This is a genomic window from Oceanisphaera submarina (genome assembly GCF_046521305.1).
Taxonomy (GTDB): domain Bacteria; phylum Pseudomonadota; class Gammaproteobacteria; order Enterobacterales; family Aeromonadaceae; genus Oceanimonas; species Oceanimonas submarina.
Map to the genome: position 1 here is coordinate 421,728 of NZ_JBKGFN010000001.1, position 16,794 is coordinate 438,521.

The following is a 16,794-nucleotide window of genomic DNA, read 5'->3' on the forward strand; positions in this document are numbered from 1 at the left end:
TAAAACAAAAGGTTCCCTTAGATGAGCGATTCACTCCGTCTTTTCTTAACGCAGCTAACCACCCCTGTGGTACGGGATCTGGCCTGGGCGCTGGCCAGCCCCAACCTGCTGCAAAGCTCGCCACTGGCTCCCGATAATGACTGGTACCGGCAACTGCTCGCCGAGTACCAACCGCGGCTGCTCGAACTGGACGCCGCTCCCGAGGTGCTGCACGCCCATTGCCGACCTTATCGCCGCCTCGGCCTGTATTTCGAAGCACTTTGGCACTTTTTTCTGCTCGACCATTCCCGTTTTCAACTGTTGGCCCACAACTGGCAACAGGTGATTGACGGCACCACCCTGGGCGCCTTCGATTTTATCGTCTGGGACCAGGAGTCACAGCGCATCGAGCATTGGGAACTGGCGGTCAAATTCTACCTGATAAGAAATCCAAGCGAAGCTTACGATCAGGCTTGCGGTATAAATACACGCGACAAGTTACGACACAAAGTCGAGCATATGCTTCAACATCAGCTCAAACTCAGTCAGCATCCACGGATTCGTGAACGCCTCCTGCACCAGAAGCTGATGCCACAAGGCTCTCGGCTTATCATGAAGGGACGCCTCTATTATCCGCCCTCCTGCCAGCAGTTTTTATCCGATCAGGGCGAACGTGGGCACTGGGGGCTCGAGTCCCCGGATGCTTCTTTTGAACCACAGCAAAAACTCGGCTGGCTGACCGGTGGACGGCACAGTGAACATCAGGATAGAAGACAGAATTTTCAGGACAAAAAAGGTAACTGGTATATCAGGGTAGATTCGGAATGGCTTAACGAGAGGAAATAAAAGCTGGGGATACAACGAAGAAGATGGAGGCGCGTTCCGGAGTCGAACCGGACTGAACGGATTTGCAATCCGCTGCATAACCGCTTTGCTAACGCGCCTTTGCAAAATTTGGAGCGGGAAACGAGATTCGAACTCGCGACCCCAACCTTGGCAAGGTTGTGCTCTACCAGCTGAGCTATTCCCGCTTAAACTTCTTTGATTACTGGTGCACCGGGCTGCAGTTGCTGCCGTCCGATGGCTGCGCATTATAGGCAGGCTGCCAGACAATACAAGCCATTTTTATGATCTCTGGTTTATTCGCTTTAATTTTCAGCGTGTTGTGCATTTTTTAACGGCCTTAATACCAATCTCATTGAGTATCCGAACAGATTTTGAGAGAAGTTGCCAGAGGCAATGCAGCCGCCTCCCATTTCAGAGACCATCACATGGCAGGGATGTCAGGTACTGAACATCACAGGGAGGTGCTTGAAGCGGGTCGGTAGAGCGGACTCTTTGTCCCACATTGATACAGCAATTAAATAGATCATTTGTTTAATGTAATAGGTATAAGCCTTGGCTGCTCAATCAGAGCTAGCTAAGCTTGCAGACATCCTGTCCCGTAGAGTGCACCCCATGCCCCTGCTGTTACTGACGTTCATATTGCTGGCTCCCCTCACCCTGTCTCATGCTCGGGCCAACGCCAGCATCAACACCGACACACCGGCACCGGAGGCGGCCACCGGCTGGCGTAACAAACCGCTGGTCACCGCCGACAAAGCCATGGTGGTCACGGCCAATCCCTATGCCAGCCGGGCGGCTCAACAGATGCTGCAACAAGGCGGCAGTGCGGTTGATGCCATGATCGCGGCCCAGGCGGTGCTGACCCTGGTCGAACCCCAGTCTTCGGGCATCGGCGGCGGTGCCTTTCTGGTGTACTGGCAACAACATCTGGCCCGGCTGACCACCCTGGACGGCCGGGAAACCGCCCCCATGACGGTACCGGAAGATCTGTTTATGGATGAGGAAGGCCAGCCACTGCCTTTCTTCGACGCCGTGGTCGGTGGACGCTCGGTGGGCACACCCGGCACCGTCATGCTGATGTGGCAGGCTCATCAACGCTTCGGTACCCTGCCCTGGCAAAAATTATTCAAGCCCGCCATCACTCTGGCCTTGAACGGGTTTACCGTATCACCGCGTCTGGCCCGGCTGATCGCGGAAGATCAGGATTATCTGTCGAGGGACCCCGACAGTCGCCGCTATTTCTTCGATGATCAGGGCCGCCCTTTGTCGGCCGGCAGCACCAGAACCAACTCCCTGCTGGCCGCCGCGCTAAGCCGGATCAGCATTGAAGGTCCCTCGGCGTTTTATCAGGGCCAGCTCGCCGCCGCCATGGTCGACAAGGTACGTCAGGCCAGCCCGGCCGGTCATCTGAGCCTGACCGATCTGGCCGATTATCGGGTCAAGGAACGGGCGCCGCTCTGCGCCCCCTACCGCCGGTATCAGATCTGCGGCATGGGTCCGCCCAGCTCCGGCACCCTCGCCCTGGGACAGATTCTCGGCATCTTGTCTCATGTCGACCTGGCCACGGCAGGGCCCAATGCTCCCGATGGCTGGCGCTGGATCGCCGATGCTTCGCGCCTGGCCTTTGCCGACCGTAACCTTTATGCCGCCGACAGCGACTTTGTCTCTGTGCCGGTGACAGCACTGCTTGCCCCTGACTATCTTGCCGGCCGGGCAAAACTTATCGCCGACGGATCCGTCGCCCTGCCACAGGTGAGCCCCGGCACCCCGGCGCTCTTCCACGGCCGCCGGGCGCCCGACCATTCCCCCGAGTTCCCTTCCACCTCGCACATCAGCATCGTCGATGCCGAAGGCAATGCCCTGTCCATGACCTCCACCATAGAAAACGGCTTCGGCTCCCGCCTGATGGTGCAGGGCTTTTTGCTCAACAACGAACTGACCGATTTTTCCTTCAGCCCCAGCCAGAACGGCATACCGGTCGCCAACCGGCTGGAACCGGGCAAACGCCCGCGCTCATCCATGTCGCCCACCATAGTGTTGCATCAGAACAAGCCTCTGCTGGTGATTGGCTCCCCCGGCGGCAGCAGCATCATCGGCTATGTGCTGCACAGCCTGATCAACCTGCTCGACTGGGGCATGAACCTGCAGGAAGCACTGCATCAGCCCCACGTGCTACATCGCGGCGGAACATTGGAAATGGAGCCCAGGGGTCGAAACCTGGCGCTGCAAGCGGCCATGGTGCAACTGGGCTTTGACACCCGATTGACCGAACTCAACTCCGGCCTGCACGGTATCATGCTGCACGGAGACCATCTCAGTGCCGCCGCCGATCCCCGGCGAGAAGGTGTGGCGTTGGCCTCAGACTGAATTGCCTGTAGGTGACTAAAAGACCCTACATAATATACAGGTAAGACATGAATTTTATCGTGAACCCTCGTATATTGAGGGCTCTGAAAGACTCCATTCAAGTTTTAACTTCGGGGGCCGATAGCCCGAGCAGGAGTCACCGTAACCCGATAACAAGCACCGGATACCAATGAAAACAAAAAACCAGCATGTCATTGACGAGGAAGTCACCTATAGCGGCCAGGAACAACTGGTTTCCACCACCGACCTGCGCGGCGTTATTACCTATGCCAACGAGGTATTCTGTCGTGTCGCCGGCTATCAACCGGAAGAGCTGATCGGCAAACACCACAATATCGTGCGTCACCCGGATATGCCCAAGGCTGCCTTCCAGGATCTGTGGGAACATGCCAAGGCCGGCCAGGCCTGGCGCGGCGCGGTCAAAAACCGTTGTAAAGACGGCCGCTATTACTGGGTGGATGCCTATGTCACGCCTATCTACCAACAGGGAAAAATAACCGGCTACCAGTCGGTACGCACCCAGCTCGACGATCGCGTCCGGGACAAAGCGGCTCAAGCTTATCGTCAGCTGCTGAAGCAGGAACAAGGCAACCGCCGCGCTCGTTTCTGGCCAAAGCAGGCCAACGCCTGGCTGGCGGCAAGCGGCCTGGTCGCACTGCTGGCCGGGGCCTTTGTGCAGGGAGGGAGCAGTCAGCTGCTCTGGAGCCTGCTGCCGGTCGCCTGGTGCACGCTCAGCTATCGCAAGTCGCTGTTTGGCACTCAGTATTACCTGCAGGGACTGGGCCGCGAATACGACAGTATTTCCCGGCTGGTCTATTCCGGCGATGAGCCCCACTCCATCGCCGATTATCACCTGAAGATGTGGCAGGCCCGAACCCGCACCATACTCGGCAGGGTCGATGACGCCACCGACTCGCTGAAAGATCTGGCCGGCTCCATGATGCAGGCCATGACGGGTGCCAGGGTCGAACTGAGCCGCCAGGACAGCGATACCCATCAGATCGCCGCCGCCATCAACGAGCTGTCGGCCTCCGCCAACGAAATTACCCAGAATACCCAGCAGGCGGCCACTAATGCGAGCGAAGCACAACACCAGTGCCACCTGACCCAGGATCAGCTGGAGCAAACCCGACTGAAAATCATCGAGCTGGCGCAAGAGGCCGAGCAGGCCGCCGAGGCCACCCTGGCCCTGACTCAGGAGTCTGATCGTATCGGCACCCTGATGAGTGAAATTCAGGGTATTGCCGATCAGACCAACCTGCTGGCCCTCAATGCCGCCATCGAGGCCGCCCGGGCCGGTGAGCATGGCCGCGGTTTTGCGGTGGTGGCGGAAGAGGTTCGCGCCCTCTCTACCCGCACCCACGGGGCCACCGAGCAGATACAGACCAGCATCAGCCAGATCCAGCAAACCCTGGCCCGGTGGCGTGCCATGATGGACACCAACATGGAACACAGCCAGGAGTGCGTCGGTGCTGCCGAAGCCGGCAGCGCCAGCCTGGCCCGGGTAGTGACTGAAATCGACAATATTGTCGGCATTACCGTACAAATATCTTCGGCCGCCGAACAGCAACAGCTGGTGGCCGAAGAAATCAGCCACAATGTCCATCAAATTTCCGAAACGTCTTCGGCCAATCTGGACAAGATTGCCCACGTGGAAGGCGCCAGCAAACAGCTGTTGGAACGCTCCCATGGGCTCAACGATCTGACCAGGACCTTTTCCTGAGCCCATGCCCCACAACGGTAGCAAAGTTGATCACAGCCACAAGGTGCTGACACTGCTTGCCCTGGTTCCCCCGGGGCAGGTGGTCAGTTACGGGCAGCTGGCGGACCTGGCCGGCCTGCCGGGCCGAGCCAGGCTGATCGGACGCATTCTGCGTACCCGGGATACCTCGATGCTGCCCTGGCACCGGGTGGTGGCCGCCAATGGCCGCATCAGCCTGTCCAGAGGCAGTGATGGATGGCATGAACAACGACAACGATTGCTGACAGAGGGGATATTACTGAAAGGAGACAGGGTGCCGATGGAGCAATACAGATGGCGGCCCGATCTGGCCGCTATTCTGATGTTGATGGATCAGTAAGTTAATGGTCTTGCAATGAACTCAGTTTCTTTCTTCCTGCAGTTCGCTGACATGAACCTGAAAGGGAATCGTCTCGTCTTCGCGCTGTAACAAGACCAGCTGATTGTTGATGTCGACTTCCAGCACATAGCCGGAGCCGTCCGGCGTGTGGCAGATCATGCCCGGTCTGATGTCATGAATATCCATATTCAATCTCCATTAGCAGGCATGCCTGCGTTGAATTAACGTCCCTGTGTCATCTTTGCTCACTCGCGATGCTGATACTATTGCAATCACCAGATCTGTATTAACCCTATCAGCAATAACCAGATCTGCAATAATCCGACCTGCCGGGGCCAGCCAGCCATTGCTGCCGGCCCGCTTCGGCGGTTATTTACCCTTCTGGCTTTGCTGCCACTTGCCATCAACATAATGCGCAGCCCAGCCGGTCGCTTTCTTATTGACCTCGGTCATCACATATTGTTCCTTGTTTTTACGACTGAAGCGCACCACCGCCTTGTTGCCTTCCGGATCCTGGATCGGTGCCTCGGCAAGATACAAGAACTTGGGCGGCAGTCGATCCTTGAACTGCACCAGCTCTTCCACCAGCGGGGCCCGGGTTTCCCGCGATTTGGGGAAGTTGCTGGCCGCCATGAAGATCCCCGCCGCACCGTCTCGCAGCACGAAGTAGGCGTCAGACTGGGTACAGGGCAACTCGGGCAGGTGCACCGGATCTTCCTTGGGTGGAGCCACCTCGCCGTTTTTGAGGATCTTGCGGGTATTCTTGCACTCCTCGTTGGTACAGGCCATGTACTTGCCGAAGCGGCCATTTTTCAGTTGCATCTCGGCGCCGCAACGATCACAGTCGATCACCGGCCCTTCATAGCCTTTCAGCTTGAATTGCCCCTGTTCCAGCTCGTAGCCGTCACAGTCCGGGTTCTGACCACACACATGCAGTTTGCGTTTGTCGTCGATAAGATAGGCGTCCATGGCGGTGCCGCACTTGCCACAGCGGTGCTTGGCGCGCAGGGCATCGGTTTCCGCCTCTTCGTCGTTGGCCAGCACGAACTCGTCACCCGGGATCAGGTTGATGGTCTGCTTGCAGCGCTCCTTGGGCGGTAACGCATAGCCGGAGCAACCGAGAAACACCCCTGTGCTGGCGGTACGAATGCCCATCTTGCGGCCACAGGTGGGGCAGTCGATATCGGTCAGCACCATTTCATTGGCGCGCATGCCGCCTTCGTCCACCGGCCGCTCGGCCTTCTCCAGATCTTCGCTGAATTCCGCATAGAAGGCATCCAGCACCTGAGTCCAGTTGAGGCTGCCGCCGGCAATTTCGTCCAGCTTGCTTTCCATCTGGGCGGTAAAGTCGTAGTTCATCAGCTCGGCAAAGCTTTCCTGCAGCCGGTCGGCCACAATCTCACCCATTTTTTCCGCATAGAAGCGGCGGCTTTCGACCTTGACATAGCCCCGGTCCTGAATGGTGGAAATGATGGACGCATAGGTGGAAGGCCGGCCGATGCCGCGCTTTTCCAGCTCGCGCACCAGCGCCGCTTCGGTGAAACGCGCCGGTGGCTTGGTAAAGTGCTGTTTGGGATCGAGTTGCTCGAGCGTGAGCACCTCACCTGCCTGCACGGCGGGCAAGACGGTGTCTTCGCCTTTACGACCCTGAGCGGCAGCCTGTACCCTGGTCCAACCGGCAAAACGCAGGATGCGGCCACGGGCCTTGAGATCGTAATCGCCGGCACGCACCGTAATGGTGGTGCTGTCATACTGGGCCGGTACCATCTGGCAGGCCACAAACTGGCGCCAGATGAGATCGTACAGCCGCTTGGCATCCGCTTCCATGCCATCGAGCTGGTCGGCAGACAGCGCCACGTCGGAAGGACGAATCGCTTCGTGTGCTTCCTGGGCATTGGCCTTGGCGCTATGCACATTGGGATTTTCGGGCAGATAATCCGGGCCGTACTGCTCCTGAATAAACTCGCGTACCCCGGCCACCGCTTCCTGACTCAGGTTGGTCGAGTCGGTTCGCATGTAGGTGATGTAACCCGCTTCATACAAGCGCTGGGCCAGCATCATGGTGCGTTTGACGCCAAAGCTCAGCCGGGTACTGGCCGCCTGCTGCAGGGTCGAGGTGATAAAGGGCGCCGGCGGCTTGCTCTGGGTCGGCTTGTCATCGCGCGAGACGACCTCGAAACGGCTCGCCTTGAGCGCGTCGACCGCCGCCATGGTCTGGGCTTCGTTGACCGGACGGAACTCCTTGCCCTGGTATTTGGCCACCGCCATCGACAACGCCAGCTTTTCTTCGTTGCTCAGGCTGGCCTGAATGTCCCAGTATTCTTCCGGTACGAACGCCTTGATTTCACGTTCTTTCTCTACCAGCAGACGTACCGCCACCGACTGTACCCGACCGGCAGACAGGCCGCGGGCCACTTTTTTCCACAACAGGGGCGAGACCATATAGCCCACGACCCTATCCAGAAAACGGCGTGCCTGCTGGGCATTCACCCGGTTCTGGTTAAGCTCGGACGGACGACTGAAGGCGTCCTGAATCGCCGTCTTGGTGATTTCGTTGAAGACCACCCGCTTGAAGCGCTCATCGTCACCGCCGATCAACTCCTTCAGGTGCCAGGCAATCGCCTCCCCTTCGCGGTCCAAATCCGTTGCCAGATAGATGGTGTCGGCTTTTTCGGCCAGCGCCTGTAATTCGGTGACCACCTTCTCCTTGCCGGGCAGCACCTGGTAGTTCGCCTTCCAGCCATGGCCGGGGTCGACTCCCATACGGGCGATCAGCGCCTTCTGCTCTTTCTGCTGTTTGAGCCGGGCTTTTTCTTCGGGGCTCAACTGCTTGGTGTCGGCTTTTTTCCCCCCGGCTTTCTTGGCGGCAGAGGAGCCGGCGGTGGGCAGATCACGTACATGGCCGACACTGGATTTGACGATGAAGTCTTTACCCAGATATTTGTTGATGGTTTTTGCCTTGGCGGGCGATTCCACGATAACGAGGGATTTGCTCATAAAGCGCGTATAGATCCTTAAGGTCTGGCCCCCACTCAGGGGTCCGGCGGCAAGGTAATGACGGCTGTATAAGTGAAAAAGCCGTAAAAAGCAAACTTGCCAGGCTAGGGCCGGAAAAAAGTTAAGTGAATTTATATTTACTTATTAACACCTTCATACCTGCAGGAATCAACCGCTTTTTTGATTAAGTTGCCTGTTCGTCCGCTTTTTATGCATTGTTATGATTAAGGCATAATCTGTTGTTAAATTCGGGTTACATCTCCTCGAAAAATCCACTTATAATGGCGTAACTCAGAATTATCTCGGCCATTTTCACCATTTAAAAGGACAATATAATGGTACAGTTTGAAGCTAACTTTGATGGTCTGGTTGGCCCTACCCATAACTACGCCGGCCTTTCTTACGGCAATGTAGCCTCTCAAAGCAATGCGCAGGATGCATCCAGCCCCAAACAGGCGGCCAGGCAGGGCCTGCAAAAAATGAAGGCACTGACCGATCTGGGCCTGGTGCAGGGCGTACTGGCCCCCCAGGAGCGTCCCGACATTCATACTCTGCGCCGGCTGGGTTTTACCGGCAGCGATGCCCAGGTGCTGGAAAAAGCCTTTCGCGAAGATCCCGTGCTACTGGCCGCCTGTTGCTCCGCTTCCAGCATGTGGACCGCCAACGCCGCAACTGTCTCGCCCGGCGCCGATACCCTCGATGGCCGTATTCACTTTACCCCGGCCAACCTGACCAACAAGTTTCATCGCTCTATCGAGCATGAAGTAACCGGTCGCATTCTGGGGCAGGTCTTTGCCGACGAACGTTATTTCAGCCATCACTCCGCCCTGCCTACCAACGAGTATTTCGGTGACGAAGGGGCCGCCAACCACACTCGCCTGTGCGCCGATTACGGCCAGGCCGGAGTTGAGCTGTTCGTGTATGGACGCAGCGCCTTCGATCAAAGCCGTCCGGCGCCACGCCGTTACCCGGCTCGCCAGACCCTGGAAGCCTCCCGCGCCGTGGCCCGTTTGCACGGTCTGAATGATGATACCGCCATTTTCATTGCCCAGAACCCGGAGGTGATCGATCAGGGGGTATTCCATAATGACGTGATCGCGGTCGGCAACCAGAATGTGCTGTTTTACCATCAGCAGGCCTTTCTCGACACCAGTGCCGCCCTGGACGAAATTCGCCGCAAGCTGCCCGATACCGAACTGCACTTCATCGAGGTGCCCACCGCCGAAGTACCGGTGCTGGACGCGGTGAAAAGCTACCTGTTCAACACCCAGATAGTGACCCTGCGTCCCGGCCACATGGCAATTATCGCGCCCTCGGAATGCGCCGACACCCCCAGCGTCAAGGCCTATCTGGACAAGCTGCTGACCCTGAACACGCCCATTCGGGAAGTCCACTTCATGGATGTAAAACAGAGCATGCGCAACGGCGGCGGCCCGGCCTGCCTGCGGCTGCGGGTGGCGATGACCGAAGCGGAGCATGCGGCCACCAATCCCGCCTGCCTGATGAACGAAGCGCTGTTTGGCCGACTGAATCAATGGGTAGACCGCCATTACCGCGACAGCCTGAGCCTGAACGATCTGCGTGACCCTGCGCTGCTACTGGAGTCTCGCTCGGCTCTGGACGAACTGACCCAGATCCTGCAACTGGGCTCCGTCTACCCCTTCCAGCGCTAACTCACGCTCATGAAAAGGGCCGCAAGTGCAGCCCTTTTCATGCCCAGCGCATTAAACATACCCATCCCGGACAAAGGCCCCGCTCCACCGAACTCACTCAAGCACCTCCCTGTGACGCTCAGCACATGGCGTCCGACCGCCATGGACCGCATTTCCTGAGCCCTCTGGGATGAGTTTATGGCGAGTCATGGGAGTCGGCTCTGTTGCCTCTAACAACGATGACCTTGATCTAACCTCACCCGAAAGGGCGTTGTCCCGCTTCCACCAATCTCATCAATCCCCGGCTGACACCCGCTTCCACCGCCTTGCCCAGCTTGTCCTTGATGGTCTGTTTCGGCTGGTAATGCAGGCGGATCACCCGCTTGTCGGCACTCGCGGCCAGCAGGTAGTCGCTGCTGGTCATCAGCTCGTCCACCAGCCCCAGCTCGCGGGCGTCGGTCGCCAGCCAGTGTTCACCGGTGGCCACCTTGTCCAATGCAAGCGCAGGTCGGTTCTCGGCAATAAAGTCCTTGAACCTGTGATGAATCACCTCCAGCTCTTCGCGGAACTTGGCGCGGCCTTCGTCATCGTTCTCGCCGAACAGGGTCAGGGTACGCTTGTACTGGCCGGCGGTATGCAGCTCGATGTCGATGTCTTTACTCTTGAGGAACTTATTGAAGTTGGGCAACTGCGCCACCACACCGATGGAGCCGACGATGGCGAAGGGCGCCGCGATAATGCGTTCGGCAACACAGGCCATCATGTAACCGCCACTGGCCGCCACCTTGTCTACCGCCACCGTGAGGTGCAGGCCCTTCGCCTTAACCCGCGCCAGCTCGGCAGCCCCCAGGCCATAGCCGTGCACCACGCCACCGCCGGACTCCAGATTAAGCAGCACCTGATCCCCTTCGCGAGCCAGTTGCAGCAGGCCGGTAATTTCCCGACTGAGGCCAGCCACTTCATGAGCATCCATGCTGCCCTTGAAATCGAGCACATAAAGCCGGGGGCCCTTGTCCGCCATTTTTTTATCGGCCTTGGCCTGCTGCTTGAATTGCTGCTTGAGCGCCTTGCGTTCACTGTCGTTCACCGCCGTGGCGAGTTGCAGCCGTTGCTGCTGCCGGCGCAACCCGGCGCCCAGATCCTCGACTTCCAACCGATCGTCACCCCGCTTTTGCCGCATGGCGGCACCGGAGATCAATGCCACCACGACGCCGATGGCCAGCACCCAGGTCAGGCTCTTGGCCATAAACAGGCCATATTCGTATAAAAATTCCAGCATGAGATTTCCTTGAGACCTAATTCGACCCCCATTGTAAAAGCCCTCATGACGAACACCAACGGGCTTTTTACAACCGACTCTTTTCCTTTCCACTTTTTCCTGCCAACTTTTGGCCTGTGAGGCTGGTATCCGTGCCCAGAGTCTGGTTTGATCGTCATACCTGATTTATTGCCGAGAGAACACAGGCACATGCTCGACTATCATGCATCCCCCGATTTACTCAATGACAAGGTGATTCTGGTCACCGGTGCCGGCGACGGCATCGGCCGCGACGCGGCGCTGACCTATGGTGCTCATGGTGCCACCGTCATTCTGCTGGGCAGAACCGTGAAAAAACTCGAAGCGGTCTACGATGAACTGCTGGCTCAGGGCAGCCCCGAGCCGGCGATTATCCCTCTGGATCTGCAGGGCGCGACCAAACAGCATTATCTGGATATGGCCGAGACCCTGAAGCAACAGTTCGGCCGTCTGGACGGGGTGCTGTTCAACGCCGGCCATCTGGCCGTGCTCGGTCCCTTCGAGATGATCGGGGAAGACGACTGGGACAAGGTGATGCAGATCAACGTCAAATCCCAGTTCCTGATGACCCAGGCACTGTTGCCGTTGCTGAAAGCCACCCCGAACGCCTCCATCGTCTACACCAGCTCTGGTGTAGGCAAGCAGGGGCGGGCCTATTGGGGCAGCTATGCGGTGTCCAAGTTTGCCACCGAGGGCATGATGGAAGTACTGGCCGACGAGCTGGACAACACCAGGGTGCGCGTAAACTGCATCAACCCGGGGGCCACCCGTACCGATATGCGGGCCCGGGCCTACCCCGGAGAAGATCCGGCCACCCTGCGTACCCCGCAGGAAATCATGCCCCTGTACCTATATCTGATGGGCGATGACAGCCTGAAAATCAGCGGCCAGTCACTGGACGCTCAACCCGACAAAATCCGCCCACGCGTCAACCAATAAGCTGACAGACCGCATAACTTCGTCTAAAACTAAGCTTACCAATTCGTGAACTCTGGGGTCATAACAGCTTGACCCCATTGCCAAAAGGATGAAGCAATAACCATGTATCGTCCCAAGAGCACGGTAGAGCAATGGCGGATTTTTCAGGCGGTCGTCGACTGTGGCGGTTATGCCCAGGCGGCTGAAAAACTCAGTAAAAGCCAGTCATCACTCAATCACGCCGTCGCCAAGCTACAGCAAGGGCTGGGTGTACCACTGCTGGAAGTCAGGGGCCGCAAGGCCTATCTGACGCCGGAAGGAGAGGTTTTCTTACGCCGTTCACGCAAGCTGACCCAGGGCATAGAAGAACTCGAGCTACTCGCCGGGGTACTGGCCAGTGGCTGGGAGCCGATTCTGCGTATAGTGGTAGAAGCATCACTCCCCCGCCAGCCCCTGTATCAGGCGCTGGCGGATTTTTATCCCCGCTCACGGGGCTGCCGCATTCACCTGGTCGAAGCCCAGCCTTCCGGCTGTCAGGCGGTGGTCGACAAGCAGGCCGCCGACCTGGTGTTTGCCTGCCGCGCTTTTAGCCGGGTGACCAGCCTGCCTTTGGCCGCCACTGTGTATGTGCCGGTATGCGCCCCCGAACACCCCCTCGCCCTTCTCGATGAAGTCACCGCCCATGAACTGGATCCCGAACTGGAACTGATTCTGGCCGATGGCAACGAGCAGGAAGAGGGTTGGGAACGGGCGGAGCAACGCTGGGTTATAAACCATCTGCACGACACCCTGTCGCTGCTGCGTCGTGGTATCGGTTTTGCCTGGCTGCCACTGGAAGTGGTGGCACCAATGATCGACAGCGGCTTGCTGCAGCGCCTGCCCATGGCCAATCAGGCGCTGCGCAAGCGCTTTACCCATATGGTGTTGCCCCGAGCCACGCCGCCGGGCCCGGCGGCCAGCCTGCTGCTGAGCCTGATCCGCCATCATTACGGCAATCACGAAATGGTCCTGAATGACGAGATGAAAGAGTCCCTGAGCGATCAGGAAAGGGCCCTGCCTGCACCTTGATCTTGCCAGGCCGAAGCGGCTTCCTTATGCTGATGGCCTCGCATTTGACAAGGAACCCCGATGTTTGATTTTGATCAGTGGATAGACCGCCGCCCTACCCGAGCCCTGAAGTGGCTGAAATACGAAGGCACCGATATTTTACCGATGTGGGTGGCGGATACCGAATTCAAGGCGCCCCCCGCCGTTATCGAGGCGCTGAATGAGCGGGTAGAACACGGTATTTTCGGCTATAGCCGACCCAGCCCGCAGCTGACCGAACTGATCATACAACGCATGGCCGACCGTTACGGCTGGCAAATCGAAGCCGACTGGCTGGTGTACATGCCCGGTGTCGTTCCGGCCCTGAACCTGGCCTGCCAGACCTTCAGCGAACCGGGCAGCGCCGTGCTCACCCCCAAACCGATTTATTATCCGTTTCTGCATGCACCGGGGTTTCATGGCCGCAAAGCCGCCTATGTCGACATGATCGAAAAAGACGGCCGCTGGCTGCTGGATCTGGACCAGCTGGAAGAACAAGCCAAAGACAGCGAATTGCTGCTGTTCTGTAACCCGCATAATCCGGGCGGCACCATCTACACCCGTGAAGAGTTACTGGCCATCAACGACATTGCCCAACGCCATAATCTGATTGTCTGCTCGGACGAGATTCACTGCGATCTGCTGCTCGACGAAGGCAAGCCTCATATACCTTATGCCGACCTGAACGACGATGCGGCCAGCCGCAGTGTTATTCTGATGGCGCCCAGCAAAACCTTCAATATCGCAGGACTGTGCTGCTCGTTTGCCATCGTCCCCAACCCCGAGCTGCGTACCCGCTTTACCCGCGCCGCCCGTGGCATCATGGCCGATGTCAATCTGCTCGGCTTTGTGGCGGCCGAAGCCGCCTACCGGGACGGCGACGACTGGCTGGAAGCCCAGATAGCCTATCTGCGCCAGAACCGGGATTTGCTGGTTGAACGTCTCAACAATGTGCCCGGCATCAAGGTACTGGCACCGGAAGCCACCTATCTGGCCTGGATTGATATCAGCGCGCTGGAACTGGACGATGCCATCGGCTTCTTCGAACAGGCCGGCGTCGGCCTGTCACCCGGCGGCCAGTTCGGCGGCAGCGATTTTATCCGGCTCAACTTCGGTTGCTCGCGCGCCATGTTGGACGAAGCCCTGCACCGCATGATTGCCGCCATCAGCAACCGCTGATCCCCTCGGGCCGGTCATCCCGGCCCGACATATTGCTCCGCTTGTCCTCATTCTTGTAAACCCGGGCCGCCGCTCGTTTTTTGCTATCTTGTAATCACTGTAATCACTTGGCTGCACAGCGATCCTCGCTGGCGACCTGGCGACCTGGCGACCTGGCGCCAGTATAAGGAGACAGACATGTCATTAAGGAAAATCCGGGCCCGCCGACTCGCCCAGATGCTCGGACTGCTCGCCGCGCTGCTCCCCCCCATGGCAGCCATGGCCGCCGAACCTGTGTTTATCACCATTGGCACCGGAGGCATGACCGGGGTGTATTACCCAACCGGTGGCGCCATCTGCAGACTGGTCAATCAGGAAAGAGCCAGGCACGGCATCCGTTGTATGGTAGAAAGCACCGGTGGCTCGCCCTACAACATCGCCTCACTGCGTCGCGGTGAACTGGAGCTGGGGCTGGTACAGTCGGATGTAGAGTATCAGGCCTACCATGGCACAGGCCCCTTTACCGAACAGGGGCCCTATCAGGAGCTGCGTTCCGTCTTCACCCTACATGGTGAAGCCCTCACCATAGTGGCTCGCAAAGAGGCCAACATCCATCATTTTGCCGATCTCAAGGGCAAAAGAGTGAACATCGGCAATGCCGGTTCAGGCCAGCGTGAAACCATGGATACCCTGCTCCAGGCTTATGGCTGGAGCCATGACGACTTCGGTCAGATATCCGAGCAGGGCGCCGCAGAGCATAGCCAGGCGCTGTGCAATAACCGTATTGATGCTTTCGTTTACGTGGTCGGTCATCCTAACGGCTCAATCAAAGAAGCCGCCAGTGCCTGTGAGGTAAATCTGGTGTCGATCGGCGATGCGGTGGTCGACAAACTGGTCGCCGAGCACGGCTACTATCGTCCTGTCACCCTTACCGGCGGTCAATACCGGGGAACCGCAGAAGATATACACACCTTTGAGGTCGCTGCCAACCTGCTGACCCATGCCTCGGTGCCGGAACCGGTCATTTATGAAGTGACCAAAGCCGTATTCGACCACTTCGAGCAGTTTATCCGCCTGCACCCCTCATTGACCTTACTGCAGCCGGCCCAGATGATCGATGTCGGTCTGTCGGCGCCGCTACACCCCGGTGCGAGCAGATACTTCAGGGAAAAAGGCTTGCTGGAATAGACTACCGGAACAGAACGAAAAACGCCGCCTGGTATAAACCAGGCGGCGTTTTCTTTTTCTATATGGCGGAGGAGCAGGGATTTGAACCCTGGATGGGCTATAAACCCATGCCGGTTTTCAAGACCGGTGCATTCAACCACTCTGCCACCCCTCCGAACGCGATGAATAGTACTGAACCCGATGGTCGCTGTAAATAGGCTGGAATTCAACTGCTGCCTAAATCGTCACTTCGAGTATTTTTTGACTGAACATTGGCCCGACGTCGCCGTTCCTCGATAAAATAGCGGTGCAAAAATTCCTCATCGACCGGAGACAGATCGAAATGCCGGCTTGCCTCGGCAATCGTCTCTTGATCCAGCCGGGGCTGTGCCAACAACCAGGACAGGGCTTTGCGTAATGACTCACGCTCATTCATATCGCCTCCGGCACTAAGTTATAACGTTAGCGTAGCAGGCATATCTTTTATTTTTTATGCATCTTGAATACAATTTAATCCGTTGTTCAATACCACCTGTTTCATCTTCGAGGTTCTATGCACTTTAAACACCGACTGCGCGACGCCACCCTCGCCGGATTGGCGGCCTTTGCCGCCGTTATTTTACTGAGCTATCTGAAAGATTGGGCCCATTTAATGGTACTGAGCGCGCCGCTGGGCGCGACCCTGGTGCTGCTGCTGCTGCTGCCTTCCGCTCCCCTGTCTCGCCCCAAGAACGTGATACTGGGTCATCTGCTGACCACCGGCATTGCCGTAGCCGGCATGGCGCTGATACCCGACCCCATGCTGGGCCTCGCCGCCTGCTTTGGCCTCGGCATCACCCTGATGGTATTGACCGACACCCTGCACCCGCCGGCGGGCGCCAACCCGATTCTGATTTATCTGTCCGGTGCGCATCTGCCACCGCAGGACTTCATGGTACCTACCCTGGTCGGCAGCCTCTTCATGGTCGGCTTTGCCAGCCTGTATCACTATATCTTCACTCATCGCCGCTATCCCTTCGGCCCCAAAGCCGCTCCCACCCAAAGACATAATAGTCCCCCGACAAACCCCGACTCCTATGCTGACAACAGTAAATCTTCATAAGAAGAATCTTCATATAGAAATAAATCAGGAATTGTGATCTTCCTCACGACTCAAAAGGTAACATTTGGATAACATTGCCGAGCTGCCACGGTGATACAACCTGCCGGCCTTTACCACTACCTGTATTCACATCTATGAATACAA

Annotated in this window: 14 protein-coding genes and 3 tRNA genes; 10 read left to right on the plus strand and 7 right to left on the minus strand. The window is 57.8% G+C overall.

The genetic code is table 11. The features are described from left to right. Positions 1 to 21 precede the first annotated feature (21 nt). Positions 22 to 825, plus strand: a complete 804-nt coding sequence (locus ACLEIV_RS02195; RefSeq protein WP_410455022.1) for a DUF1853 family protein — start codon at positions 22 to 24, stop codon at positions 823 to 825. A 24-nt stretch (positions 826 to 849) separates the two neighbouring features. Here ACLEIV_RS02195 and ACLEIV_RS02200 read toward each other — a convergent pair. After that, positions 850 to 923: transfer RNA gene (locus ACLEIV_RS02200), tRNA-Cys, on the minus strand. Positions 924 to 934: 11 nt separating this feature from the next. Next, positions 935 to 1,010, minus strand: a tRNA-Gly gene (locus tag ACLEIV_RS02205). 427 nt (positions 1,011 to 1,437) lie between these two features. Here ACLEIV_RS02205 and ggt point away from each other — a divergent pair. From ggt to ACLEIV_RS02220, 3 genes are all read left to right on the plus strand, one after another. Further along, complete coding sequence (gene ggt, locus ACLEIV_RS02210) at positions 1,438 to 3,192, plus strand: gamma-glutamyltransferase (RefSeq protein WP_410455023.1); 1,755 nt, start codon at positions 1,438 to 1,440, stop codon at positions 3,190 to 3,192. A 169-nt stretch (positions 3,193 to 3,361) separates the two neighbouring features. After that, positions 3,362 to 4,915 (plus strand): methyl-accepting chemotaxis protein, encoded by a 1,554-nt coding sequence (locus tag ACLEIV_RS02215; protein WP_410455024.1) that lies wholly within the window; start codon positions 3,362 to 3,364, stop codon positions 4,913 to 4,915. 4 nt (positions 4,916 to 4,919) lie between these two features. Beyond that, positions 4,920 to 5,273 (plus strand): MGMT family protein, encoded by a 354-nt coding sequence (locus ACLEIV_RS02220; protein ID WP_410455025.1) that lies wholly within the window; start codon positions 4,920 to 4,922, stop codon positions 5,271 to 5,273. Positions 5,274 to 5,294: 21 nt separating this feature from the next. Here the strand turns inward: ACLEIV_RS02220 and ACLEIV_RS02225 are convergent, their stop codons facing one another. Both ACLEIV_RS02225 and topA read right to left on the minus strand, forming a co-directional pair. Continuing rightward, the gene (locus ACLEIV_RS02225; RefSeq protein WP_410455026.1) at positions 5,295 to 5,459 is read right to left on the minus strand and encodes a hypothetical protein; all 165 of its coding nucleotides are present in this window, start codon (positions 5,457 to 5,459) and stop codon (positions 5,295 to 5,297) included. A gap of 183 nt (positions 5,460 to 5,642) precedes the next feature. Next, a complete protein-coding gene (gene topA, locus ACLEIV_RS02230; protein ID WP_410455027.1) occupies positions 5,643 to 8,270 on the minus strand; it encodes a type I DNA topoisomerase in 2,628 nt (875 codons plus the stop codon). Between the two features lie 335 nt (positions 8,271 to 8,605). Between topA and astB the strand changes: the two genes are divergently transcribed. After that, entirely contained in the window at positions 8,606 to 9,943 is a 1,338-nt protein-coding gene (astB, locus tag ACLEIV_RS02235) for an N-succinylarginine dihydrolase (RefSeq protein WP_410455028.1), read from the plus strand. 235 nt (positions 9,944 to 10,178) lie between these two features. Here the strand turns inward: astB and sohB are convergent, their stop codons facing one another. Continuing rightward, on the minus strand, positions 10,179 to 11,198 hold the full coding sequence (gene sohB, locus ACLEIV_RS02240) for a protease SohB (RefSeq protein WP_410455092.1): 1,020 nt from the start codon (positions 11,196 to 11,198) through the stop codon (positions 10,179 to 10,181). Positions 11,199 to 11,390: 192 nt separating this feature from the next. Here sohB and ACLEIV_RS02245 point away from each other — a divergent pair, with 192 nt between their 5' ends. The 4 genes from ACLEIV_RS02245 to ACLEIV_RS02260 all read left to right on the plus strand — a co-directional run bounded on the left by ACLEIV_RS02245 (position 11,391) and on the right by ACLEIV_RS02260 (position 15,569). Next, positions 11,391 to 12,158 (plus strand): YciK family oxidoreductase, encoded by a 768-nt coding sequence (locus ACLEIV_RS02245; RefSeq protein WP_410455029.1) that lies wholly within the window; start codon positions 11,391 to 11,393, stop codon positions 12,156 to 12,158. A gap of 102 nt (positions 12,159 to 12,260) precedes the next feature. Continuing rightward, complete coding sequence (locus ACLEIV_RS02250) at positions 12,261 to 13,205, plus strand: LysR family transcriptional regulator (RefSeq protein ID WP_410455030.1); 945 nt, start codon at positions 12,261 to 12,263, stop codon at positions 13,203 to 13,205. 60 nt (positions 13,206 to 13,265) lie between these two features. After that, on the plus strand, positions 13,266 to 14,402 hold the full coding sequence (locus ACLEIV_RS02255) for a MalY/PatB family protein (RefSeq protein ID WP_410455031.1): 1,137 nt from the start codon (positions 13,266 to 13,268) through the stop codon (positions 14,400 to 14,402). Positions 14,403 to 14,579: 177 nt separating this feature from the next. Then, positions 14,580 to 15,569: a TAXI family TRAP transporter solute-binding subunit gene (locus ACLEIV_RS02260; protein ID WP_410455032.1), complete on the plus strand. Its 990-nt coding sequence runs from the start codon at positions 14,580 to 14,582 to the stop codon at positions 15,567 to 15,569. A 63-nt stretch (positions 15,570 to 15,632) separates the two neighbouring features. Here ACLEIV_RS02260 and ACLEIV_RS02265 read toward each other — a convergent pair. Together ACLEIV_RS02265 and ACLEIV_RS02270 are read right to left on the minus strand one after the other, a co-directional pair. After that, positions 15,633 to 15,723: transfer RNA gene (locus ACLEIV_RS02265), tRNA-Ser, on the minus strand. Positions 15,724 to 15,774: 51 nt separating this feature from the next. Further along, positions 15,775 to 15,984 (minus strand): hypothetical protein, encoded by a 210-nt coding sequence (locus tag ACLEIV_RS02270; RefSeq protein WP_410455033.1) that lies wholly within the window; start codon positions 15,982 to 15,984, stop codon positions 15,775 to 15,777. Positions 15,985 to 16,101: 117 nt separating this feature from the next. On the opposite strand from ACLEIV_RS02270, the gene ACLEIV_RS02275 reads away from it, so the two are divergent. Further along, positions 16,102 to 16,650 (plus strand): HPP family protein, encoded by a 549-nt coding sequence (locus tag ACLEIV_RS02275; protein WP_410455034.1) that lies wholly within the window; start codon positions 16,102 to 16,104, stop codon positions 16,648 to 16,650. Positions 16,651 to 16,794: the final 144 nt, after the last annotated feature.